The sequence below is a fragment of the Flavobacterium nitrogenifigens genome (assembly GCF_003254565.1).
In the GTDB taxonomy this organism is placed as follows: Bacteria; Bacteroidota; Bacteroidia; order Flavobacteriales; family Flavobacteriaceae; genus Flavobacterium; species Flavobacterium nitrogenifigens.
Map to the genome: position 1 here is coordinate 245,014 of NZ_QJRI01000181.1, position 25,021 is coordinate 270,034.

Annotated in this window: 20 protein-coding genes; 14 read left to right on the forward strand and 6 right to left on the reverse strand. The window is 31.2% G+C overall.

Translation table 11 applies throughout. From position 1 onward, the window contains the following. Nucleotides 1-149 precede the first annotated feature (149 nt). From DM397_RS21055 to xrtF, 6 genes are all read right to left on the reverse strand, one after another. Nucleotides 150-830, reverse strand: a complete 681-nt coding sequence (locus DM397_RS21055) for a DedA family protein (RefSeq protein WP_111379482.1) — start codon at nt 828-830, stop codon at nt 150-152. A 134-nt stretch (nt 831-964) separates the two neighbouring features. After that, nucleotides 965-1,306 carry a heavy-metal-associated domain-containing protein gene (locus DM397_RS21060; RefSeq protein WP_111379484.1) on the reverse strand — a complete coding sequence of 114 codons (342 nt, stop codon included), beginning with the start codon at nt 1,304-1,306 and terminating at the stop codon, nt 965-967. A gap of 42 nt (nt 1,307-1,348) precedes the next feature. Beyond that, complete coding sequence (locus DM397_RS21065) at nt 1,349-3,355, reverse strand: TonB-dependent receptor plug domain-containing protein (protein ID WP_111379486.1); 2,007 nt, start codon at nt 3,353-3,355, stop codon at nt 1,349-1,351. A 119-nt stretch (nt 3,356-3,474) separates the two neighbouring features. Then, on the reverse strand, nt 3,475-3,873 hold the full coding sequence (locus DM397_RS21070) for an HYC_CC_PP family protein (protein WP_111379487.1): 399 nt from the start codon (nt 3,871-3,873) through the stop codon (nt 3,475-3,477). 46 nt (nt 3,874-3,919) lie between these two features. Then, complete coding sequence (locus DM397_RS21075) at nt 3,920-4,366, reverse strand: exosortase F system-associated membrane protein (protein ID WP_111379638.1); 447 nt, start codon at nt 4,364-4,366, stop codon at nt 3,920-3,922. Then, nucleotides 4,356-4,892: an exosortase family protein XrtF gene (gene xrtF, locus DM397_RS21080; RefSeq protein ID WP_111379489.1), complete on the reverse strand. Its 537-nt coding sequence runs from the start codon at nt 4,890-4,892 to the stop codon at nt 4,356-4,358. The genes DM397_RS21075 and xrtF overlap by 11 nt, the downstream gene beginning before the upstream one ends. Nucleotides 4,893-4,962: 70 nt before the next feature. Here xrtF and DM397_RS21085 point away from each other — a divergent pair, with 70 nt between their 5' ends. From DM397_RS21085 to DM397_RS21150, 14 genes are all read left to right on the forward strand, one after another. Further along, complete coding sequence (locus DM397_RS21085) at nt 4,963-5,418, forward strand: GAF domain-containing protein (RefSeq protein ID WP_111379491.1); 456 nt, start codon at nt 4,963-4,965, stop codon at nt 5,416-5,418. 34 nt (nt 5,419-5,452) lie between these two features. Further along, nucleotides 5,453-6,148: a toxin-antitoxin system YwqK family antitoxin gene (locus tag DM397_RS21090; protein ID WP_111379492.1), complete on the forward strand. Its 696-nt coding sequence runs from the start codon at nt 5,453-5,455 to the stop codon at nt 6,146-6,148. Nucleotides 6,149-6,237: 89 nt separating this feature from the next. Continuing rightward, a complete protein-coding gene (locus DM397_RS21095) occupies nt 6,238-7,185 on the forward strand; it encodes an energy transducer TonB (protein WP_111379494.1) in 948 nt (315 codons plus the stop codon). A 174-nt stretch (nt 7,186-7,359) separates the two neighbouring features. Further along, entirely contained in the window at nt 7,360-7,626 is a 267-nt protein-coding gene (gene rpsO, locus DM397_RS21100; RefSeq protein WP_111288334.1) for a 30S ribosomal protein S15, read from the forward strand. 179 nt (nt 7,627-7,805) lie between these two features. After that, a complete protein-coding gene (locus tag DM397_RS21105) occupies nt 7,806-9,950 on the forward strand; it encodes a polyribonucleotide nucleotidyltransferase (RefSeq protein WP_111379496.1) in 2,145 nt (714 codons plus the stop codon). A gap of 261 nt (nt 9,951-10,211) precedes the next feature. Continuing rightward, nucleotides 10,212-11,012: a hypothetical protein gene (locus DM397_RS21110; protein WP_111379497.1), complete on the forward strand. Its 801-nt coding sequence runs from the start codon at nt 10,212-10,214 to the stop codon at nt 11,010-11,012. Nucleotides 11,013-11,031: 19 nt separating this feature from the next. Next, entirely contained in the window at nt 11,032-13,794 is a 2,763-nt protein-coding gene (locus DM397_RS21115) for a TonB-dependent receptor (RefSeq protein ID WP_111379499.1), read from the forward strand. An 18-nt stretch (nt 13,795-13,812) separates the two neighbouring features. After that, complete coding sequence (locus DM397_RS21120) at nt 13,813-14,991, forward strand: DUF4249 domain-containing protein (RefSeq protein ID WP_162615505.1); 1,179 nt, start codon at nt 13,813-13,815, stop codon at nt 14,989-14,991. 71 nt (nt 14,992-15,062) lie between these two features. Beyond that, nucleotides 15,063-16,655, forward strand: coding sequence for a hypothetical protein (locus tag DM397_RS21125; protein WP_142479072.1), 1,593 nt, complete (start codon nt 15,063-15,065; stop codon nt 16,653-16,655). A 292-nt stretch (nt 16,656-16,947) separates the two neighbouring features. Further along, nucleotides 16,948-17,691 (forward strand): hypothetical protein, encoded by a 744-nt coding sequence (locus DM397_RS21130; protein ID WP_142479073.1) that lies wholly within the window; start codon nt 16,948-16,950, stop codon nt 17,689-17,691. Continuing rightward, on the forward strand, nt 17,692-20,475 hold the full coding sequence (locus tag DM397_RS21135) for a TonB-dependent receptor (protein WP_111379506.1): 2,784 nt from the start codon (nt 17,692-17,694) through the stop codon (nt 20,473-20,475). It abuts the gene before it with no gap. A gap of 4 nt (nt 20,476-20,479) precedes the next feature. Further along, nucleotides 20,480-21,709 carry a DUF4249 domain-containing protein gene (locus tag DM397_RS21140; RefSeq protein WP_239457890.1) on the forward strand — a complete coding sequence of 410 codons (1,230 nt, stop codon included), beginning with the start codon at nt 20,480-20,482 and terminating at the stop codon, nt 21,707-21,709. An 18-nt stretch (nt 21,710-21,727) separates the two neighbouring features. After that, nucleotides 21,728-23,518: a hypothetical protein gene (locus DM397_RS21145; protein ID WP_142479074.1), complete on the forward strand. Its 1,791-nt coding sequence runs from the start codon at nt 21,728-21,730 to the stop codon at nt 23,516-23,518. A 134-nt stretch (nt 23,519-23,652) separates the two neighbouring features. After that, nucleotides 23,653-24,969, forward strand: a complete 1,317-nt coding sequence (locus tag DM397_RS21150; RefSeq protein WP_111379509.1) for a DUF1566 domain-containing protein — start codon at nt 23,653-23,655, stop codon at nt 24,967-24,969. The last annotated feature ends 52 nt before the right edge of the window (nt 24,970-25,021 follow it).

Here is a 25,021-nt window from a genome sequence, read left to right on the forward strand (position 1 = left end):
GATTCTACATTTGCTCTATTAACCTTTTTACCGCTAAAAAGAAATATATTATCTATACAATTAGAAATATTATCGCCAATAAACTTTAATAGCAGACATAAAAAATCCGAAGTTTTTGGCTTCGGATTTTTTTAATATTCTTTACTTGATTATATCTCTTCGTGTGGTCTCTTTTTCAAAAGTTTCACTAGAACTGGAAACGTTGAAATAATGATGATAATGATAATGATATATTCAATATGTTTCTTTAAATCTATACCTTGTTTTAAGAAAACGCCATATAAATAATGTCCTGCGAAGATCAATATAAATGACCAAAGAAAAGAACTCAAGACATTATAAAACATAAATTTCTTTCTGTCCATCGAAACAATTCCAGCAACAATTGGAGCAAACGTTCTGAAAATTGGCAGGAAGCGCGCATAAATAATTGCCTTTCCTCCATATTTTTCAAAAAAGTCTTTTGATTGAAGCAGGTACTTTTTCTTAAACCAGAAAGTGTCTTCTTTTTTAAACAAATAATAACCGCTTTTTGCACCAAACCAATAACCAGTCATATTACCTAAAACTCCCATTACAGCTACTGCTGTTGCAAGCAGAAAAACATTTACAAAATCATTTGGGATAAAAGCAACATTTTCAACTAGATCACGACTGTAAATACCTGCTAAGAAAAGTAAACTATCTCCAGGCAGAAAAAAGCCTGCAAAAAGTCCTGTCTCAGCAAAAACTATAAACAGAACGATAAACAACCCAATTTGAAAACCTCCGACGCTTAAAGTAATATAAAATTCAGGGTTTAGTAACTGAGTCCATTCAAAATTATTCATAAATGTGATTGGTTATTTTTTATAGTTCGTGAAAGTAACAATAATTTACCTTAACCACAATAAAATGCGGTATTTTAAACATAAATTAACTATTAAAAAAAGCCCAAACTAATTGTCTGGGCTTCTCTGTATAATTATTCTCTTACATACTTACAACAGCTATGAAGGTTGTCATAATCTTCAGTTGTTGCTTTAACTTCCTTAGTATCATGGCCTGCCTTTGCAATTGCTTTATTCAAATCTGCAGGAGAACATTTCTCTTCATTTAAAATAACCGAAAGCTGATGCGAACCAACATCCCAAGTTGCCGTTTTTACTCCCGGAACGCCATAAGCCGCTTTTTCAATTCGTTTCTTACATTGTTCACAGTTGCCGTTTACTTCTGTGGTATATTTTAAATTCTTATTTTTTTTAGTTTGAGCCTGAGCCGAAAATCCTAAAAAAACCATCATTGCTATTAAAACTATTTTATTCATTGCATTTAATTTTATTGTTATTGAAATTGATTTTTACTATTGTTATTTAATTTTAAACCTAAGTCCCGCATAATACATCTGCCCAAAAATTGGTGCGTATGCAATTGATGCATCAAAATTAGGTCCAAAAGGATCGTTGGCTCCTAAAATTGCTTTTTCTTGTCTATAATTCCCAATATTTTCTCCTCCTACATACACTTCAAAAACTGGAGAAAAAACTCGGGTTACTTGCGCATTCATTACAGCATAAGCAGGTGAAAAATCTGGAAACTGATCTGCTGAAGGATTTGATGCTGTATACGGCAATTGTTGTTTTCCTGACCAATTATAAGTAAAATCAAACCTCCATTGCTTATCATTATTCATCGTTGTTTCATATTCTAAATTTCCTAAGAAACGATGTTTAGCCTGAAGCGGACGCTGGAATGTCCCTCTTAAATAATCAGTCTGAATGTCATAATATTTGTAAGCTGTTCTTAAATTCAAATTGTGAATCAATTCGTAATTGAATTCAACCTGAAGACTATTTGCAAAAGAACTTCCTTTCAAATCATAAAACAACACTTGTTGTGGACTTTGCATCACATCTACAACAGCCTGATTTTGGAAATCGGTTCTATAAAGATCAAAACCTGCATCGGCATTTCTGTTGAAAAGACGGAATTTCTGAGAAAAACTAACTCCGTAATTCCATGCAATTTCAGGATTCAAACCGTATATTTTTCCGTTAGAATCTAAAATTGAAAAAGTTCTAGAGCTGGCAAAAAGCTGCTGATTCTCAGCAAAGATATTAGCAGAACGCTTTCCTCTTCCTGCAGAAAAACGAACTACTCCATTTTTCCAAGGATTATATCTCATGTGCAATCTTGGCGTAACAAAAACTCCCAATCGGTTATGATTGTCTACCCTTCCGCCTAGAATCAAACTGAAATTATCTGTATTATCGTAAGTATATTCGAAGAAAGCACCAACTGAGTTATCAATTCTGCTTACATCTGTCAGGTTTACAAATTCCTGATATTGATCGTAAGTAAAATTCAGACCTGTCGAAAACTTATGCATCGTATTATTGATGATCGAATTGAAAATCAAATTGGAATAAAAGCTATTCTGTTTGATGTCGTATTGATTTAAACCATAATAAGAATCCTGTTTGTGACTGTTAAAGGCATTTTGAAAACCGATACTTTGATATGGCATATCTTTAAATACATATCCGATTTTTGTAGAAACATCAAAACGCTCTGTATTAATTTCTGAACCCCAGTAATTGGTTGTGCCACGATCACGATCTTTATCAAAATCAACCTCTCCAGTTTGTTTTTTATCATTCATATACCTGAAATTGATAAAACTCACCAAGCCACTTTCTGGATTATAATACTGATAACGATTTAAAACGTTGATTTGTTTTCCTAACGGATTATCAAGAAAACCATCCTTATTCATATCGTTTTTTGCTACACGCGCATTTCCGTGAACAAACAAACTAGTTGCCCATTTATCTGATATTTTTTTATTGAAATGGGTATTTAATTCAAAACGAGAATCTGTAGAACCATAAGCATTTAGAAAGAAAGGAATATCATTTAAAGGCTTTAAAAGCTCAGTATTAATCTGACCAGAAATGCTTTCGTAACCGTTTATAACACTTCCCGCTCCTTTTGTAATTTGAACACTTTCAATCCAAGTTCCAGGCGTAAAGGATAAACCATACGCTTGAGACGCTCCTCTTACAGAAGGAATATTTTCTTCTGTAATCATTAAATACGGACTAGTTAACCCAAGCATTTTGATCTGCTTAGTTCCCGTTAAAGCATCAGAAAAATTAACGTCGATCGACGGATTGGTTTCAAAACTTTCAGCCAGATTACAACAAGCTGCCTTAAGCAGTTCTTTACTGGTAATTACAGATGTATTGGCTGTTACTGTGAAGGATTTTTTAATTCCTTTTTGCTTTTTAGTAATTTTTACTTCTTGCAGATCTTCTTGTGAAAAAGCAGAAAAAGAAAGCAAAATCATTGCAAAAAGCATTATATTTTTTTGCATAAAAAATTGATTTTAATGTTGAAATAGAATTACATTTTTGATGTTTTTCAAAAACAAAAACTATCAAAATGTAAATACACAGTCTTAATCAAGACTTGCATTGCATCTTAACATTAAAATCAGGAATAGAAAATATACTGATGGTATAATTTAAATAAGGGGGGCGCATTCGCATCAGCGTAATACGAAAGAACTTCTTTCTTTTTAAAATTTGGAATTTCTAAAAAGACTAGAGGTTTATAATCTTGTATAACTGCTGGGAATGCAAATTGAAAAAAGAAGAATTTGATAGTAGCATTGTCTGATTTCTTTTCGAAATGAACAACTTTATCCTTGCAACAAGAGTTTTCCTTCTCTTTAGAACCGCAGCATTTCTTTTCAACAACTGGCTCTGCTGTAGTTTTTAAAGAAACCGAAGCAATTTCTCCGCCACAATAATGCACATCAAAAGCAAACCCTATATTGGAAACCAATAAAAGGAGCGCTAAAAACAGACCTGTGCACTTTTTCAAATTCATACTGCAAAGCTATTTAAAAACCGCATAAAAAAAACCTAAACAAATGTTATTTTTTAGTTTTTTGAAGCTGATAGTAAAATCCAGGAATAAATAATAGCACTAAAATAGGTTGAATCAAAAATCGACGCACATAAAAAAGAAGCCAGCTGCCATCTGCAAAATACCCTAGAATAATAAAAAATGCTATTAGAAAAATGACTAAAAGCACACTATAAATCAGAAGACTAAATTTAAAGATTTCACGATCCTGAAATAAGGCATAAATCAGCCAAAGCGATAAAGCTGAATTTAAAAAATAACGAAAAAAAAGTCCTGTAAAAAGTTTTAGGTTTTCTACTGGTGGATATGGAATGGAATGAAAATCGGCATTAAAATACCCTAGAAATGGATCGTAAAACAGTTTTCTTTCGAATGTTCTAATCAAAGTAAAACCAATTACCACAACAATTGCAATAAAGATTTTAGATTTATTCTCTTTTAGTTTATTTAGCATATTTTGAAAATCTATTGATCCAGAAAATCCATAAAATAAAAACATATCCGTAAATCATTAAAGGAAATAAAGTTCCGTGCAGAAAATGGGAATATTGCGGAAAGTGGTACACCAGTACAATCAACAGTGAAATCCTTATGACATTTAGAATATAAATTGACACAACCCCAAACATTATAAATAATAATGTCTTTTTTAAATTTCCTGAAAAAGCTGCCACAAAAGCTACAAAAAGTATCATAACACTTACAGCATTGCAACCTTCTGTTATACGCGCTATAAACATGCCATTTAAAATAATCTCCTGCCACGGATTTTGGGAACTTTTCTGAATTATTACATCATAATTAAAAAGCTTCAGTAATTGTTCTGAGTTTTTGCCAGAAATCATGGTTATAGCGTCAAGATCTTCCGCTTGATAACTGTCTAAATAAAGCTTATAAAATGACATAAGGACAATATATGTCAGAAAAAAAATGCTTATAAAAATCAGGAATGGCTTAAACTGGACTAAATATTTTTTCAAGAGATTTTTTTTTCAAATTTATATATTTTTTGAGTTCAGCTTTAAATACTTTTGTATAAAATTTAATATCATGACATTTCAAGAATTACAACCACAGATAACCAGCATTATTGCTGACATTCAAAAAAATAGAGACGAAAAATTATTAGCAGTTTGTAAGCTTTTAAACGAAAACGTAGAATATTACAACTGGGTTGGTTTTTATTTTGCAAATCACGACGCTAAAACATTACACTTAGGACCTTACGTTGGAGCAGAAACAGACCATACTGTTATTCCGTTTGGAAAAGGAATCTGCGGTCAGGTTGCCGAAAGCAATGCTAATTTTGTAGTGCCTGACGTTAAAGCGCAAGACAATTATATTGCCTGCAGTTTAACTGTTAAATCTGAAATCGTAGTGCCTCTTTTTGTTAATGGAGTAAATATTGGCCAGATTGATATTGACAGCCATGTTATTGATCCCTTTACAGAAGCTGACGAAAGATTTTTAGAATTTGTAAATCAAGAAGTTGCTAAATTATTCTAGAAAAATTATCTTTAAGAATAAAAAATAGAACTGAATGAAAGGAAACATCTTACTCTTTTTGCTTCTGATTATTTCAGTTCAACTTTCTGCGCAAATTAACATGGTTTCTAAAAAAATCTTTTTAGATTCTTTAAATCGTGAATGCACACCTGAAAATTATGCTTACACAAGAGTAATCACCAATTATTCGCAGAAAAGTATCCGTTATGTTGTTACTGATTTCTACAAAAATGGAAGAAAAAAAATGACAGGATCAACCTTGGATAGAGATGTTTTAAAAAAAGACGGAGAGTTTATTTGCTATTATAAAAATGGTACAAAAGAATCTGTTATAAATTATTCTGAAGATCATAAAACAGGCAAAGAGATTAGCTGGTATGAAAATCAGGGTAAAAAATGTGAAAAACAAAATATTTGGGATCCAAAAACAAAAAAGCTCCAGACGCTGATCCTTAATTGCTGGGATGAAAATAAAAATCAAACCGTAACGGACGGAAATGGAGATTATGAAGAAAGAGATCAATTTGTTACCCAAAAAGGCTCAATCAAAGATGGCTTAAAACAAGGCTATTGGGAAGGAAGCGATAGCCTGAAAAAAATTACATTTATTGATAATTACGATAAAGGAGTTTTAATTTCTGGAGTAAGCGTAGACGAAAACAACGTTAAATTTTCTTATTCTTCTTTAAGTGAAAAACAAGCAGGTAAAAAAACTTCGAAATTAAAATAAACCTTTTTTCTTAATTTGTTAATTTCAAAAATTTTGCCAGTTTGTATTAAAAATATTACTTTGCGTGATTTTTTATTTTTAATCACGTTATGAAACAAATTTTACGTCTTATATTTTTAGTTTTACTATCTATAAAAGTATTTTCACAAAACGCTGTAACCGCTAATAAACTAATTTATCTTGACTCCATGTGGGTGCCAAGTACTCAGGAAAATTATAAATACACCAGACTTATTGAAGAATACTACTCTGATAAAAAAACATATGTCTATAAAGACTATTACAAATCAGGAAAGATAAAATTTATCGCTACTACGACAGACAGAGATATTATGAAAATAGAGGGACAAGCTGTCTCTTACTATGAAAATGGAAACAAAAAATACACTGTCAACTATGTTAATTCAAAAAAATCAGGAAAAGAATATAACTGGTACGAAAATGGAAATATAAAATCTGAAATTTACTATCCTGAAGACGAAAAAGGCAGCATTGAGGGCAAACTAAACAACTTTTGGAATCCTGAAAAAGAACAAATTATAAAAGATGGAAACGGATATTATTCTTACAAAAGCGAAAATAGTGAAGAAGCCGGGCAAATAAAAGACGGCGAACCAGAAGGAACATGGAAAGGAAGTGATTTTAAGAGAAAATCAAATTTCATTGAAATTTATAAAAATGGGAAGTTAGTTTCTGGTATCACTACAGATTCTCTAAATATAAAGCATTCTTACGGTACAAGATACCTTCAGCCAAGTCCGAAGAATGGAATAAATTCATTCTACAGCTATATAGGAAAATCTATGCGTATTCCTGCAGAGGCTAGAAATAAAGTTTCTGGAAAAATATATATGACCTTTATAGTAGATGAAGAAGGAAATCTAGTCGAACCAAAAATAATAAAAGGTGTTGGTCATGGTATCGATGAAAATGCAATACAATTGATTAAAGAAGCTAAAAAATGGAATCCAGGAAAGAACAGAGGTATTCCAGTAAGAGCTCTTTATAAATTGCCAATAACTATAATGACCAAATAAAATTAAAATCTTAAATTAAAAAGACTCCTTCTAAATCATTAAAATTGAATTTTATAGACCTCTATTCTAAGATTCTTTTATTTTTTTTGATTTTTCTGTTTTTTTAATCTAATTTTGCACCCGTCTTACAAAAGTTGTATGACATACATAAAAATCATTTAAAACAATATTGGAATGTATTTAAGCAAAGAAAAGAAAGAAGAGATTTTCGCACAACACGGTGGTGCAACAAACACTGGAAGCGCAGAAGGTCAAATTGCATTGTTCACTTATAGAATTTCACACTTAACTGAACACTTGAAAAAAAATCGTCACGATTACAACACTGAGCGTTCTCTTGTCCTATTAGTAGGTAAAAGAAGAGCTTTGTTGGACTACTTGAAAAAGAAAGATATCAACAGATATCGTGAGATTATCAAAGTATTGAATATCAGAAAATAATCAATATAGAAAAGAGGTGCGAGAGTGCCTCTTTTTGTTTTTACATTACAGCTATTTATAATAAGCACGTTACAAGAAAAAAAGTTTGGTTTTTCATTGGGTTTTAGATAACAACAACTACACACAACAACAACTACAACACAACTAAAACCCATTGTATAATCAAAAAGGAAAAATTTATGATTCCACAAGTTTCACAAGAAATTATCGATTTAGGAGATGGAAGAAGCATCTCAATCGAAACTGGTAAATTAGCAAAACAAGCCGATGGTTCAGTTGTTGTACGTTTAGGAAACTGTATGCTTTTAGCAACTGCAGTTTCTGCAAGAACATCTAACCCAGGTGTTGACTTTTTACCATTAACGGTAGATTACCGCGAAAAATTTGCTGCTGCAGGACGTTTCCCAGGAGGATTTTTCAAAAGAGAAGCAAGACCAAGCGACAGTGAGGTATTAACAATGAGATTAGTTGACCGTGTATTGCGTCCGCTTTTCCCAGACGATTACCATGCTGAAACTCAGGTTATGATTCAATTAATGTCTCATGACGATAATGTTATGCCAGATGCATTAGCTGGTTTAGCAGCATCTGCAGCATTAGCTGTTTCTGACATTCCGTTTTACAACTTAATTTCTGAAGTACGTGTTGCTCGTATCGACGGAAAATTAGTAATCAACCCAAGCAGAGAAGAACTAGAAAAATCTGATATCGACATGATGATTGGAGCTTCTATGGATTCTGTTGCCATGGTTGAAGGTGAGATGAAAGAAATTTCAGAAGCTGAAATGGTTGAGGCTATTAAATTTGCACACGAAGCTATCAAAGTTCAAATTGTTGCTCAACAAAAATTAAGAGCAAAATTAAGCTCTCAAGAATACAGAACTTACGAAGGTGAAATTGAAGACGAAGCTGTTTACGCTAAAGTTAAAGTTGCCGCTTACGATAAATGCTATGCAATTGCACAAGAAGCTTCTGGAAAAGCAGAAAGAGGTGAAAAATTTGCAGCTGTAAAAGAAGAAGCAAAAGCTTTATTTACTGAAGAAGAATATGCTGAAAATGCAGATCTTGCTGGTTTAGTTGGAAAATACTTCTACAAAACAAACAAAGAAGCAGTACGTAACGTAATTCTTGAAAAAGGAATTCGTCTAGACGGTAGAAAAACTACAGAGATCAGACCAATCTGGTGTGAAACTGATTATTTGCCATCTGTACACGGATCTTCTTTATTTACACGTGGAGAAACTCAAGCTTTGGCTACAGTAACTTTAGGAACTTCTAAAGAAGCTAACCAAATCGATTCTCCATCTGAGCAAGGTGAAGAAAAATTCTACTTACACTATAACTTCCCTCCTTTCTCTACTGGTGAAGCAAAACCATTAAGAGGAACATCAAGAAGAGAGGTTGGTCACGGTAACTTAGCTCAAAGAGCTTTAAAAAATATGATCCCTGCTGATTGTCCTTACACAATTCGTGTTGTTTCTGAGGTTTTAGAATCTAACGGTTCTTCTTCTATGGCAACAGTTTGTGCTGGAACAATGGCCCTTATGGATGCTGGAGTACAAATGACAAAACCAGTTTCTGGTATTGCTATGGGATTAATTACTGACGGTGAGAAATTTGCTGTATTGTCTGATATCTTAGGAGACGAAGATCACTTAGGAGATATGGACTTTAAAGTAACTGGAACTGCTGACGGTATTACGGCTTGCCAAATGGATATCAAAATCGAAGGATTACGTTATGACATTATGGAACAAGCTTTGGCACAAGCTCGTGATGGACGTTTACACATTTTAGGTAAATTAACTGAAACTATTGCAACTCCAAGAGCAGAAGTTAAAGCTCATGCACCAAAAATCATTACTAGAACTATTCCTGGAAACTTTATTGGAGCATTGATCGGACCTGGAGGAAAAGTAATTCAAGAATTACAAAAAGCTACAGGAACTACAATTGTAATCAACGAAGTAGATGAGCAAGGTGTAGTTGAAATTTTAGGAACTAATCCAGATGGTATCAAAGCAGTATTGGCTAAAATTGATGCCTTAACTTTCAAACCACAAGTTGGAGAAGCTTACGAAGTAAAAGTAATCAAGATGCTTGATTTTGGAGCTGTAGTAGAATATACTGCTGCACCAGGAAACGAGGTATTGCTTCACGTATCTGAGCTAGCTTGGGAACGTACAGAAAATGTTGCCGATGTTGTTAAAATGGGAGATGTTTTCCAAGTGAAATACTTAGGAGTTGACCCTAAAACTAAAAAAGAAAAAGTGTCTAAAAAAGCACTTGTTCCAAGACCTCCACGTGAGGAGAAAAAAGAGTAATCAGATCTTAGTTTACTAAAGGTTTATTCATAAAAAACCCCAATTCATTTATTTGAATTGGGGTTTTTAAGTTTTTACACCTGCTTTTCAACTTAAAATCGAATACTTAAAATACTAATCTACAACGTTTTCAGAAAACGCATTATAGATTAAATAATGTTGTTGGTTTAAAAATCAATGTTGTTGGTTTAATTTATTTTTTAAAGGACTGTCATTAACATAGTTTTATATAGAAAATAGCCACACAAAACCAAATTATTGATGAGAAAGAGTATTGCAATGTCAAGAATAAAAACACTATTATTTATCATCTCTTTTAAATTCAAACCCCATTATAAAAGCCAACCATTGAAAATCACAAATTACTCAACAGTAATTTTCATCCTACTATTAATTTCAATCAACAGTTTTTCTCAAACTAATGAAAAAAAAGAAGTCTCCAAGTATTTTGACAAAATAGTTAACGGAGAGATCTTAAACATCAATAATGGCAAAATTCATATTGATCCTTATAATTTAAAAAGCAGCCACAATTATTATTCGAGCAAAGACTTCATTAAAGGATCTGTTTTTTACGACAATCAGTTATACGAAAACATCTTGATAAAGTATGACATATACAAGGACCAACTTGTTAAGTCATTCGAAAACATCAGCACTTTCGGCATAACACTCATAAATGAAAAAACTGATTATTTTATAATTGGAGAAAAGAGATTTATCAACATTGACAATAAATATAGATATCCGAAAACCATCACTGGTTTTTTTGAAGAAAAATATTTAGGCAAAAATATCTCCTTATACATTAAGCACACTAAAACTGCTAAAGAAACAATTAGCGAAACTACTTTATATACAGAATTCAAAGTATACACTAACTACCAACTACTTTATAATTCAAAATTTGCATCTGTAAATACGCAAAAAGAAATCCTCGCAATATTTCCTCAACTAAAAAAAGAAATAAAAGATTTTTACAAAAAAAATAAAATTCTGGAAGAGACAAATCCATACCAATTCAAAGCAGATTTAATAAAATTTATTGACATCAATTTATAAGCTCTATTCTAAAATCTAAATGAAAAAACACTTCATCATCTATTTATTTTTTTTACTGCCAAATTTTCTCTTTTCGCAAGAAAAAAATGTCTCTATTAAATATTCAAATGTAACACGAAAGAAAGCTATTGAAATAGTCGAAAAAAACACTTCTTTTCATTTCTATTTTGAGGATCAGTGGCTATCTAATGATGAACTGATTTCTGGAGAATTCAGCAATACATCTATTTCAGTAGTTTTAGATGCTATTTTGAACAACACAACTATAAATTACATTATCGACAACAACAATATTATCCTAAGTAATGGACTTTTAATCTCAAACATTATAACTGAAAAATATTTTGAAACTACCGATGATAAAGGCGCTAATAAGACTGCCAATTTGCAAATCGTTCCAATTTATAATAGACAGTATCTGAATGATTCCAAGAAAGATACAGACTCTATTATTTCCCTAGGAAAACAGTCTTTGATAAACACCTCTCAAACCTATACCCTTTCTGGCTATATAAAAGACAGAATTTCAGGAAAGCCAGAATACAATATCACCATCAAAGTAAAAGACAAAGACATAAGCACTACAACTGATGCAAATGGTTATTATAGCTTTAGAGTTCCTGCAGGTATCAATATAATAGAGACACAATCATTAAATCATCAATCAAAGACCAAAAAGATTGTGCTTTACAGCAACGGAAAGGTTGATTTTAATTTGGACGAAAATGTAAATGCACTTAAAGAAGTTGTCATCGAAAATAAAAGAACCAAAAACACAGCTTCGGCAGTGGCAGGTCTTACAAGTATTAATGTCGAAAATATCAAAAATGTACCTTTAATTCTGGGTGAAAGAGATATTTTTAAAGTTGCGACAACACTTCCGGGGATAAAAACCGCAGGAGAAGGTTCTGCAGGTTTTAATGTACGCGGAGGAAAAGATGATCAAAACTTATTTTTACTTGACAATGCTTCTCTTTACAATCCATCTCACTTTTTGGGTTTCTTTTCTTCTGTAAATCCATTTACAACCAAAACAGCCGATATCTATAAAGGAAGTATTCCTGCTGAGTTTGGAGGACGTCTTTCTTCTGTTTTTGATATTAAATCTAAAAACGGAAATACCGAAAAAGTTTCCGGCGAAGCGGGAATTGGCCCTGTAATGAGTAATGTTACACTTGAAATCCCAATAGTAAAAGGAAAATCAAGCTTGGTATTTGGCGGTAGAGCAAGTTATTCTGACTGGATTCTAAAAACTATTAAAGAGCCTGAATTAGACAATAGTCAAGCTTCTTTTTATGATTTGCTCTTAAAATACAATCATCAGATCTCAAAAAAAGATGATTTGGAAACCTCCTTATATTATAGTCATGACAAATACAGTATTAACTCAGATTCTATTTACAAATACAGCAACTTATTAGCAACAGTAAAATGGGATCATGATTTCAATGCAAAAAACAAATCTTCGCTAATTATTACTAATAGCCAATATAAATTTAACATCGATTATGACTCTCAACCTGAAAAATCATTTGATTACGGCTATAAAATCAATGAGACTCAGTTTGTTTTTAAAATGAAATACGCTCTTAATGAGAAGCATTTACTCAATTATGGCATTAGCAGTAAATTATATAATGTTGAGCCTGGCTTCCTCAAACCAACAGGCAGCAACTCCGTAATTAAAGATCTCACACTTGAAAAAGAAAAAGCTTTAGAATCTGCTTTATTTTTTACCGAAAATTATAAAGTCAACGATAAGTTTTTAATTAACTTAGGTTTGCGCTATTCTTTCTATTCTGCACTTGGCCCTTCTACCCAAAACATTTACCAAGATGGCCAGCCTAAATCTGATAGAACTGTTGTTGACACCAAAACTTACTCTAATAATGAGTCTATAAAAACTTATGGTGGCTTTGAACCAAGGGTATCTGCTCGTTATTTTATACTTTCGGATTTATCTATAAAAGCAAGTTTTGACAGAACATACCAATATATGCATTTACTGTCTACAAACACCACGCAGTCTCCAATGGATGTCTGGAAACTTTCAGATTTAAATACTGAGCCACAATCTTCTAATCAATTTTCGTTAGGACTTTTCAAAAATATAATTGAAAAATCGTTAGAACTAAGCGTCGAAGGTTACTATAAGCGTTCAAAAAACATTCTAGACTATAAGGTCGGTGCCGAATTGTTTTTGAACGAAAACATAGAAACTGAACTTCTTCAAGGAGAAGGAAAAGCCTATGGAGTTGAATTTTTGATCAAGAAAGAAAAAGGAAGTTTTAACGGATGGCTGAGTTATACTTATTCTCGGGCATTAATAAAACTCGACAGCAGATTTGACACTGAAAAAATAAACAATGGCCAATATTTTCCAACTAATTATGACAAACCACATGATTTTAGCGCTATTCTAAATTATAAATTCACGAAAAGATATAGTTTGTCAACCAATTTTGTTTACCAAACTGGTAGACCTGTCACTTTTCCAATTGGATCATATGACTTAACAGGAGAGCAATTTACTTTGTATAGCAATCGCAACCAATATAGAATCCCAGACTATTATAGATTAGATATTGGTCTTAATTTTGAAGGAAATCACAAAATAAAAAAACTCGCTCATAGCTTTTGGAACCTTTCCGTTTATAATGTTCTTGGGCGAAATAATCCTTACAATGTTTATTTTGTTACTGAAGACAAAAAGATCAAGGCTTATAAAACCTCTATTTTTTCTGTTCCAATTCCGACAATAACTTACAATATTAAGTTTTAATTCATTTATCTCATGCATATGAATTTATCAATAATCAAAAAAACATCATTGGCCATTTTTGCATTTGCCTTCTTATCCAGTTGCACAGAACAATATGTCTATCAAAATCAAGATTTTGAAGACGCAATGACTGTTGAGGCTACATTAACCAACGAATTAAAATATCAGGAAATAAACATTTCACGAACAAGACTAGTTAATGATACAATAAAAAAACCCGAATCTGGAGCTAACGTTACTGTTGTTGATAGCGATGGAAACGTATTTAATTTTGACGAAAAAGATGGAAAATATATTTCTGTAAATGAATTTAAAGCAGAACCAAATAAAAACTATCAATTAAAAATTACAACAAAATCTGGAAAATCGTATGTCTCTTCTACAGAAATTTTGCCTACAGAAAATAATATTAATCTAGAAACTGCAATAGAAGAAAAAGATGGTACTCGAGGGGTTCAAGTAAACGTTAAAAGTTTTGACCCAACCAATACTTCCAAATATTATCGATATGAATATGAAGAGACATACAAAATAATAACTCCTTATAATATTCAAACACGTTTAAAATTAGTCCAAAAAAGCGACTACTCCTATAGCTTCGAAAAAGTTCCTGCCGAGCCAAATACTCAAATTTGCTACACAACCAAAAACTCTACAGGAATAAGACAAACCAGTACGGTCAATTTAACCGAAGATCGTGTAAAATATCCTGTCCGCTTCATAAAAGACACAGATTATATGCTAACTAATCGTTATAGCATAATGGTTTCTCAATACACACAAAGTCAGTCTGCTTATGATTATTATTATAAATCAAAAAAAATGATTGATTCTGGAGAATTATTGTCTCCAAATCAGCCAGGATATGTTGTCGGAAACATTAAATCAACCACAGATTTACATGAAAAAGTTGTGGGCTATTTTGAAGTTGCATCCGTTTCTAGAAAAAGAATCTTTTTTAACTTCAATGATTTTTTCCCTTCAGAAAAGCCCGTTAAATATTTTCAAACTTGCGATGCCAGACCATTTGGTTTTGATGAAATTAAGCAACAAAATTATCTCTTACTTAGCACACATGTTTATATAGGAGATGGCCCTGGAGGAATTATTCCCACCAGTTTCATAATGGTTGAAAAAAAATGTGGCGATTGCACAACATTTTCGTCTAACGTAATACCTTCATTTTGGGAAAATTAAACATCAAATTGGCTTTTCTACTCTTATTAGTAAATTTTACTTTTAAAAGCAGTGCTCAAAACAATACTATTTTGAGTACAGAATCATTATTAGTTAAAACAAATACTTCAGTAATTCTAACCGGCGAAACCTTATATTTTCAGTTATACTGTTTAAATAAGACGAATGTATTTTCTGACATTAGTGAAATTGCATATGTAGAGATAATTAATGATAAGAAAGAAAGTGTTTTCAAGAATAAAACTAGCCTGAAAAACGGGATCGGATCTGGTGATTATTTTATTCCAACAATATTAAAAACCGGAAACTATAAACTTATTGCTTATACAAGCTGGATGCTAAACAATAGTCAAAATAACTTTTTTGAAAAAGATTTTACTATTATCAATCCGTTTCAAGAACACATCAATATGATTATTGATAGCACTTCTAGCGAAGTTAACGTTTCTAAAAATGAAACTGGATACACTCTTTTATTTCTTGATAAAGAAAAATATTCTAAACGAGAAAAAGTTTCTCTTGTAATACCAAAAACATTAGATCGAGGAAATTACTTTCTAAATATTAGAAAAATAGGTCTTTTACCTACAGACACAAATAGTGAGACTAGTAATACTGCTATAAATTTAATCCAAGAAATAAAAATTCTACCAGAAACAAGGGGCGAAATTATAACCGGGTATATAACTGCAAAAGTTGCAAATTCTAATTTAGATTCTAAAGTAGTTACATTATCTATTCCAGGAAAAAATTTCATTTTCAAAACAACTAAAACAGATAGCAACGGAAAATTCCTTTTTTTAATAGATAAACAAACTAGTACATCAGACTGTTATGTTCAGTTATCAGAACTTGACAAAGAAAATTACGCTATTGTACTAGATAAAACACCAAGTCCAGATTTATCAAATTTAGTTTTCACTAAAACCACCTCTATTTCAGCTAAACATTTAAAAGAGATTCAAGAGCGTTCCCTAGCAACTCAGGTAGAAAACGTTTATTTTTCGCAGAAAAAAGACAGCCTTATTGAAACCACTAATCCTGATTTCTTTTTTCAACCTACCGAAAAAAAATACAATCTTGATGATTTCCAAAGATTTAGAACGTTCAAAGAAACAATAATAGAAATTGTTATCGAACTTAATTTTAAAGATTATAATCAAGTGCCTTCATTATATTTGAGAGATTCCAGATATAATATTATACAATCTCCCGAACCATGTCTAGTTTTGGTTGACGGGCTGCAGATTCAGGACATAAATGCATTATTAAATTACAACACTTATCAAATTGAAAGTATTAGCGTTGTAGATAGACCTTATTGTTATGGCCCTAAAATATTTAATGGAATTGTTAGCATCGTTACAAAAAACAAAGATTTTGCAACAATTTATACTGATAAAAATGTCTTAAAAACATCGATTTTAAGACCGGAACCTGCAAAAGTATATTTTGAACCAAAATATGAAACATCAAGTAACCTTACCCGAATTCCTGACTATAGACATCAATTACTTTGGAAACCTAACATAGTTTTTAAAAATAACGACATGACAATCCCTTTTTACACATCTGATATTTCTGGAGATTATCAGATCAGTTTAGAAGGAATTACCGAAACTGGAAAGTATGTTCACCTTTATAAAACATTCAAAACTGAATAAGCTTTAAGATCTTATTGTGCTAAAGATTTATTATAGAACCCCCAATTCTTTATTGAATTAGGGGGCTTTCAATTTAAAGAAACATTATTTTTTCAGATTTAATGATTAAAAATAAAAAATAAGCAGAAATGATATTTAAGTCAAATTTTAGACCAAAAAAATATACTATAAATATAATTTAAAATAAATTCCATAGAATTTTTATTACATTTTAACAATATAACGTGATTTTTATAACATTTTTTTAATACTTTTGAAAATCATCAATCCAAAAACAAAAATTACGTTTCCTTTGAAAAATTATAAAAAAAAAGCCATTTATCTTTCGATATTTGCAAGTCTATTAAACATATCATACACACACTCCCAATCCGCTGAAAAATCCTCACTATACGATTACTTCGATGAAGCGGTTGGAAAAGACAACCTAAACATCAATAATGGAATCATTCATAGCGAGTCTTTCCGCCCGTTAGAAGGCAAAAACAGATATTACATTGATGAGTTCAACCTTGGAGATATAAGTTTCGAAGGTCAGATTTATTCAAATGTTAATCTTAAATACGATATTCTTCTTGATCAAGTCATTTACAAACAAAATGGTTCCTCAGAGAATGCACCTATAAACCTAATTACCGATAAGGTTGATTATTTCTTTATTAAAAACAAAAAAATTGTCAACCTAAAAGAAGAATCTGTAAAATTTCCTTCCATTATAAAAGGCATTTATGAGGAGACATACATTGGAGACAATGTCTCTCTCTACATCAAGCATACCAAAGAAAAAGTAAAGTCTTTTCAGGCAGATATTATCTACTATAATTTCATTTATAAAATAGGTTATATCCTAAAATATAACAATTATTTCTACAAGGTAGAAACAGAAAAAGATTTCAAGAAAATTTTTCCAAATTTTAAGAAAGAAATAAATAGTATTTATAATACTGACAAAAAATTAGAACGCTCCAACAAGCCCCAATTCATGGAAAATCTAACGAAACAAATCAATGGTCTTTTAAAAAAAAGTTCTAATTAAATGAAAAAAATTACTCTTATTCTATTTCTAATTGCCTTTCAACAAATTATATATTCTCAAGTAATCAGTGACAAAATATCTGTTGATTTTAAAAATGCTAATATAAAAACTGCTATTCAAGACATTGAAAAAGTGTCTTATTATAAATTTTATTTTGATGAAAAATGGTTTGATAACGACAGTACATCTATAACCAAACAATATAAAGAAGTTAAAATTGGTGAAGTTCTTGAAGACGTTTTTCAAAATACAAGCTTTAATTTTTATATTTCTGAAAACAAAGTTATAGTAACCAATAACAGTGTTATATACAGCCAACTAGCTGATGACTATTTTGGAATTCCGCTTGAAAGAGATGAAAACGGACAAATAACTCCGATATTTTATCAGCAATACGACTCGATAAAAAAGACAAACTCCCGAAATCCTAATAAAAACATTCGAGATCTTGTTCTTATTGGTAAAGAAGTAAAAAATCAAAAAAAGAAATCTACTTATACACTATCTGGATTTATAAAGGGCGGAAAAAACAATTCTGGCCTTGCTAATATCGTAGTAAAAATACCAAACTCTGAGTTTTCTGCTGTAACAGACAAAAAAGGATTCTACAGCTTGCAAGTTCCAGGAGGATTAAATGTCGTGGAAACCGAAAGTTTCTCCTATAATAAGGTTACTAAAAATATAATGGTTTATAACGATGGCTCATTAAATCTTTCTTTAACTGACAATATAAACCAACTAGACGAAGTACTTATTAAAACCAATAAAAGTAAAAGCGCAAAATCTGCCATAACAGGAGTAACAACAATTGATTCTGAAGGAATTAAAAACGTTCCTTTGGTTCTTGGCGAGAGAGATATCCTTAAAGTTGCTTTAACCATGCCTGGAATAAAAACAGCTGGAGAAGGTTCTGCAGGATTTAATGTTAGAGGTGGTAAAGAAGATCAAAATCTATTCTTATTAGACCATGCTACTTTATACAATCCCTCACATTTCTTTGGCTTTTTTACAGCGCTAAATCCTTATACAACTAAAAAAGTTGACATTTACAAAGGAAGTATTCCTGCTGAATTTGGAGGAAGATTGTCATCTGTTTTTGATATTTCATCAAAAAGTGGCAATGTCAACGAATTTCAAGGTGAGGGAGGTATTGGACCTGTGACCAGCAATTTAATGGTTTCAACTCCAATTGTAAAAGGGAAATCAAGCCTAGTTGCGGGAGGAAGAGCAACTTATTCTGATTATATTTTAAAAAGTCTTGACGATGAAAATTTAAAAAACAGTCAAGCTTCATTTTACGATTTAATTCTAAAATACAACCATAAAATAAATGCGAGTAACGATATTGAATCTACCTTATATTACAGTCATGATAAATTTAGCGTCTCTTCAGATTCTTTATACAAGTACAGCAACAGACTGGCAACTTTAAAATGGAATCATACTTTTAATGAAAAAAATAAAGGTTCTCTGATTGTTACTAATAGTGAATATAAATTCAATATTGATTATGAGTCTGAAGGAGTAAACAATTTTGATTTTGGCTATAAAATCAACGAAACTCAGGCAATGATCAAAATGAATTATTTGTACAACGAAAAGCACAAATTTAGTTATGGTATTTCGACAAAATTATATTCTGTTGATCCAGGATATTTAAATCCGAAAAATCCTGAAACTACTTTGGTTCCTGTTGATGTTGAAACAGAAAAAGGCTTAGAATCTGCCGCATATATTGGTGATAATTTCAAAATAAGCGATAAATTTCTTCTTGATTTCGGTTTACGCTATTCCACTTTTGCTGCCTTAGGAAAATCTACTCAGAGAATTTACGAAGAAAATCAACCTATAAGCGATGCTACTGTAATTGACACCAAAACTTATGGCAACAATGAAGTGATCAAAAGATATGGTGGACTTGAACCGAGAGTTGCTGCGAGATATTTTATTACAGATGATTTTTCTGTAAGAGCAAGTTACGACAAAACGTATCAATATATTCATTTACTATCTAACAATACCACACAATCGCCGACTGACATTTGGAAACTTTCAGATTTGAATGTTAAACCAGAAAGCGCTCAGCAGGTTTCTTTAGGTCTTTACAAAAACCTGAAAGGAGGCGACATAGAATTTAGCGTGGAAGGATACTATAAAAGATCTAAAAACATCTTGGATTACAAAGTTGGAGCTGAATTATTATTGAATGAAAATATAGAAACTGAACTTTTACAAGGAGAAGGAAAAGCTTATGGCGTAGAATTTTTAGTTAAAAAACAAGTTGGAAAATTAAATGGGTGGTTAGGATATACATATTCAAGATCTTTAATAAAATTGGATAGCCAGTTTAATGAAGAAAAAGTAAACAACGGAAAATACTTTCCTTCAAACTTTGATAAACCACACGATTTCAGTGCCGTTTTAAACTATAAAATTACTAAGCGCTATAGTTTTTCAAGTAATTTTACATATCAAACCGGAAGACCAATTACATATCCTATTGGAAGATACGATTACGGCAACGCACAATATACTGTTTACAGTGATCGTAACAAATTTAGAATCCCAGATTATCTCAGACTTGACATCGGTCTTAACATTGAAGGAAATCATAAAATTAAAAAGTTAGCTCATAGTTTTTGGAATATTTCAGTGTATAATGTTTTAGGAAGAAACAATCCTTACTCGGTATTTTTTGTTACCGACAAAGGACAAATTAAAGCATACAAAACATCTATTTTTTCTATTCCAATTCCAAGTATTACCTATAATTTCAAGTTTTAAAATCATGACAAAATATCTATATAAAATATCATTATTATTAATCCTAACATTTGCTACTAGCAGTTGTACAGAGCAATATGTCTTTCAAAATACGGATTTTGAAAGTGCTCTTGTTGTAGAAGGAACTATTACAAACGAATTAAAAAATCAAGTTATTAGAGTTTCTCAAGTTTATCAGCTTGAAGAAACAGGTCCGAGACTTGAAAAAGGAGCAAATGTTTTTATTTCTGACGATAAAGGAAACGAATATCAATTTGAGGAAAAAGATACAATCTATTCTTCTATAACTCCTTTTAAAGCAGAACCTGGAAGAAAATACCAATTAAAAATTAGAACAAGTGCAGGTAAAAACTATACCTCTGACGAACAGGTTCTAACTACTGAAACCAAAATTGACAATGTCACTGCAACTGTTGAGAATGTTAATGGACAAAGGGGGGTGCAAATAAATGTAAATAGTTTCGACCCAGCCAATACTTCAAAATATTACAGATATGAATATGCAGAAACCTATAAAATTATAGCACCTAGATGGTATTTTCAAGAAACTAATACAGTAACAATTCCCGCACAGCCTGGAAATCCTATTGAAGGAACACCTCCTTCTCCTCAACAAGAAGTAATTTTAGTAACACCTAGAACTAAAGAGACTAGAGTTTGCTTTTCTACAAAAAAATCAGACGCTATAATTTTAAACAATACAAGTGGACTTAGTGAAGACCGCGTTCATTTTCCTGTACGTTTCATCAGCGATCAAAATTACATTATATCGCATCGCTACAGCATTCTTGTAAAACAATACGTTCAAAATCTAGCTGCTTATACTTTTTATAAAACATTACGAGATTTATCAACCTCGGGGGGTGTTCTTTCACCAAAACAACCTGGGTTCTTTTATGGAAATATAAAATCTGTCGAAAATCCTGAAGAAAAAGTAATTGGATTCTTTGAAGTTTCTTCGGTTTCTACAGAAAGAATTTATTTTAATTATGCCGATTTATTTCCAAAAGAAGCTCTACCTCCTTACTACGAATCTGACTGTGAACCTGAAGAGTTTAAAGACTGTATTGGCGATCTTCCTTGTAAAGGCTCAATATTACGTTCTTTCATTCGCACAAAGGCTAGAGTATTGTTTTCATGGAACTATGACGACCTTTATTTTATGGTAAAAACACCGTGCGGTGACTGTACTTCTTTTTCATCTAATATTGTTCCTCCTTTTTGGGTAGATTAATACAATTTTTTAAATCTCATGAAACAACTTTCCATATATAATCAGAATAATTTTTCAATTAGAATTAAACAATTGCTGTTTTTGATGTTTTTGTTTATTCAAATCGAATTTGCTTGCGCCCAGAGTTTGCAAAACAAAAATTCATTACCAAATATTACCGATCAGGAAACTATTTTTATCCATTCAAATACAACAACTTTTTTGACTGGCGAGACATTATATTTCAAATTATATTGTCTAAATCCATTAAATAATAAAACTAGTCTAATAAGTAAAATTGCTTATGTTGAATTGATTGACAGTGAAAAGAAACCACTCCAGAAAAACAAAATATATCTTGATAAAGGAATTGGAACGGGAGATTATTTTATACCGACAACCTTAAAAACAGGAAATTATAAAATTGTAGCCTATACAAAATGGATGCTGAATAATGTTAATTCTCAAAAATATGAAATTGATGTTTTTATTATTAACCCATTTCAGACTCAAGAACCAAATGACAATATCACATTTGATATTATTAATCCAGCAAAATCTAATACCACAATTCAAACCACAAATTCTAACTCTGAAAATGACAAAAGAATTGATTTTGAATTTGACAAAGAAAGCTATTACACTAGAGAAAAAGTAAATTTAAAATTAAAACATCTAACCGAAACAATTGAAAAAGGGAACTATTCTGTTTCAATACGTAAAACAGATCAAATTCCAACACTAAAACAATTAACGCCATCAGATTTTGTAAAAAAAACTGCTGAAAACTATGTTAATACTCCAAACAGTTTTGATTATATCCCAGAAATCAGATCAGAATTAATTACTGGAAATCTAACCTCAAAAAACGATCGAAGCATTGCCAACAAATCGATTGCGTTATCGCTACCGGGTAAGGAATATGTTTTAAAAATTGTAAAAACAAATGCTCAGGGAAAATTTGCATTTTTATTGGATCAATTTCCTAATTTTCCAAATGCAATTTTACAGGTCCTTGATGAAAACCGAAATGATTATACTATCAATCTAGATCCGTTTCCAAAATTTGATATTTCTTCATTACACTTTACATCAAAACTAAATTTATCTCCAGAATTAAAAAATGACATTGAAGAAAGATCAACAGCAAGTCAAATTCAAAATGCTTATTACCAAATTAAAAAAGACAGTTTGGTTACAGAAGCTGTTATGAATCCCTTTTTTACTACGATTGAAAAATCATATGTTTTAGACGATTACACCCGATTTCCAACTTTAAAAGAAAACATAGTTGAGATTATCATAGAACTTTATTATAGAAGAAACAACGGTAAATATCAACTCTATATCAGAAACAATCAAAAAGATTTACAGATTTACGGACCTCCATTGGTACTAGTTGATGGACTTTTAATTCAAGATCCAAGTGATCTTTTTGACTACAATATGGCAAATGTAAGCAGGGTGAGTTTAATAACAGAACCATATGTATATGGACCAAATTTGTATGGCGGACTAATTAGTTTTGAAACCAAAAACAATGAATTTTCCGAAAATTACGCCAAGAAATATCTGAAAACAATGGAACTTCAGCGTCCTAATCCTGAAAAAGTATATAATAATCCCGATTATTCAGCGGGAAATAAGTTACAGAGAATTCCCGATTATAGATACCAATTGTTATGGAAACCAAATATTAAACTAGAAACAAAAGAAGAAAATTTATCATTTTACACTTCCGACATTAAAGGAAATTTTGAAGTTATTCTAGAAGGTTTTACTGAAAATGGACATCCTATATACGTTTCAAAAAATATTACGGTAAAATAATTATTCTTTATTTACATATTAAAAGCCTTGACCAAGCATTTTTGGTCAAGGCTTATTTTTTTTATTCAATTTGCACGCAACCTTTTTAACTTCTGTAGACTATTATTTAGAACCGAACTTAAAAGTCAGACACAATGGAAAACTTTTCAAAAATAGCCACAGCACTTCTACTATTCATTTTTATTGTTTACGGATGCGAATTTCAAGATAATCCGCACGAAGCTGTTAATTTAGAAACGGGAGAATTTGGAAAATTAATTACAAAAGATTCCGAGTTATATAATACATTAGAAAACACGACTTCTGAAAAAACGCTCGAAGAAGGAGAAACACCTCCATGCGTAGAATTTATCTATCCTTTATCTTTAAAGGTTTACGACAACAATCAGAATCCTATTGGAGTACAATATATAATGAGCGACGTTCAATTCAGTAAAATTTTAGAAAATCTTTCTGCCGATCAATCTTTAAGCATTAGCTATCCTATTTCAACCACTTTAGCAGATAATACGGTTTATTCCGTAAATAGTAATTCGGAACTGGACATTGCTCTTAAAAACTGTACTAGAGAAGACATTATAGTATATTGCAACGGAATTATTGCTCCGCCTTTGGATAAACCGTTAGATTATTATTGGAGAGTAACTTATTCTCAAACCAATGAAAACACATATTTAAGTGGTCGGTTTTTGATAAACTCAGACGGAACCTTAGTTTTTTATTTTAATAATCAAGAATACAAAGGAACATGGTTTTTCTTATTTGTAGATGACAAACTGCATCTAAATATAAAGCTAGATGGCGAATCTGAATTAGCAAAATATTGGAGTATTGATGGCAAAGTTGAAATGGGCGGCACAAACATGACCATAAAAATGTTGGATAAAAATATAAAATTAGAACTTCTATATGAGACTAAATATCCATATAAAATTGGCAATAGAGGACCTGCAAATGGAATTGTTTTTTATGACAAAGGCCAATATAGTTTTGGGTGGCGATACATAGAGGTTGCAACAACAGATTTAAAAGATCTAGAATGGGGATGTGTGGCTTCATCTGTATCAAAAGCAAGAAATAGCGAAATCGGAAATGGTTATTACAATACAGCACAAATTGTAATTTATCATGACAATCTAACCAATTACTACACAAATCCAGCGGTTTGTAGCAATTTAAATAATGGAACTCTTTTAGCCAAAGATGCTCTATCATTTAATCAAGGTATTTATAACGATTGGTTTTTACCATCATACAATGAATTAGAACTAATATATAAAAATCTATATTCAAGAAATTTAGACAATTTTACAGAATCAATTTATTGGAGTTCTACAGAAATTGATCAAAACACAGTTTCAACAATTAATTTTAAAACAGGAGAAAAAACTTCTACATCAAAAATTCCTGGAAAAGGCAATGCTAAAGCTAGAGCTATAAGATATTTTTAAATTACCGTAAAAGGATTTTGATTCTTATATTTAAAAAACAATATAAAAACGT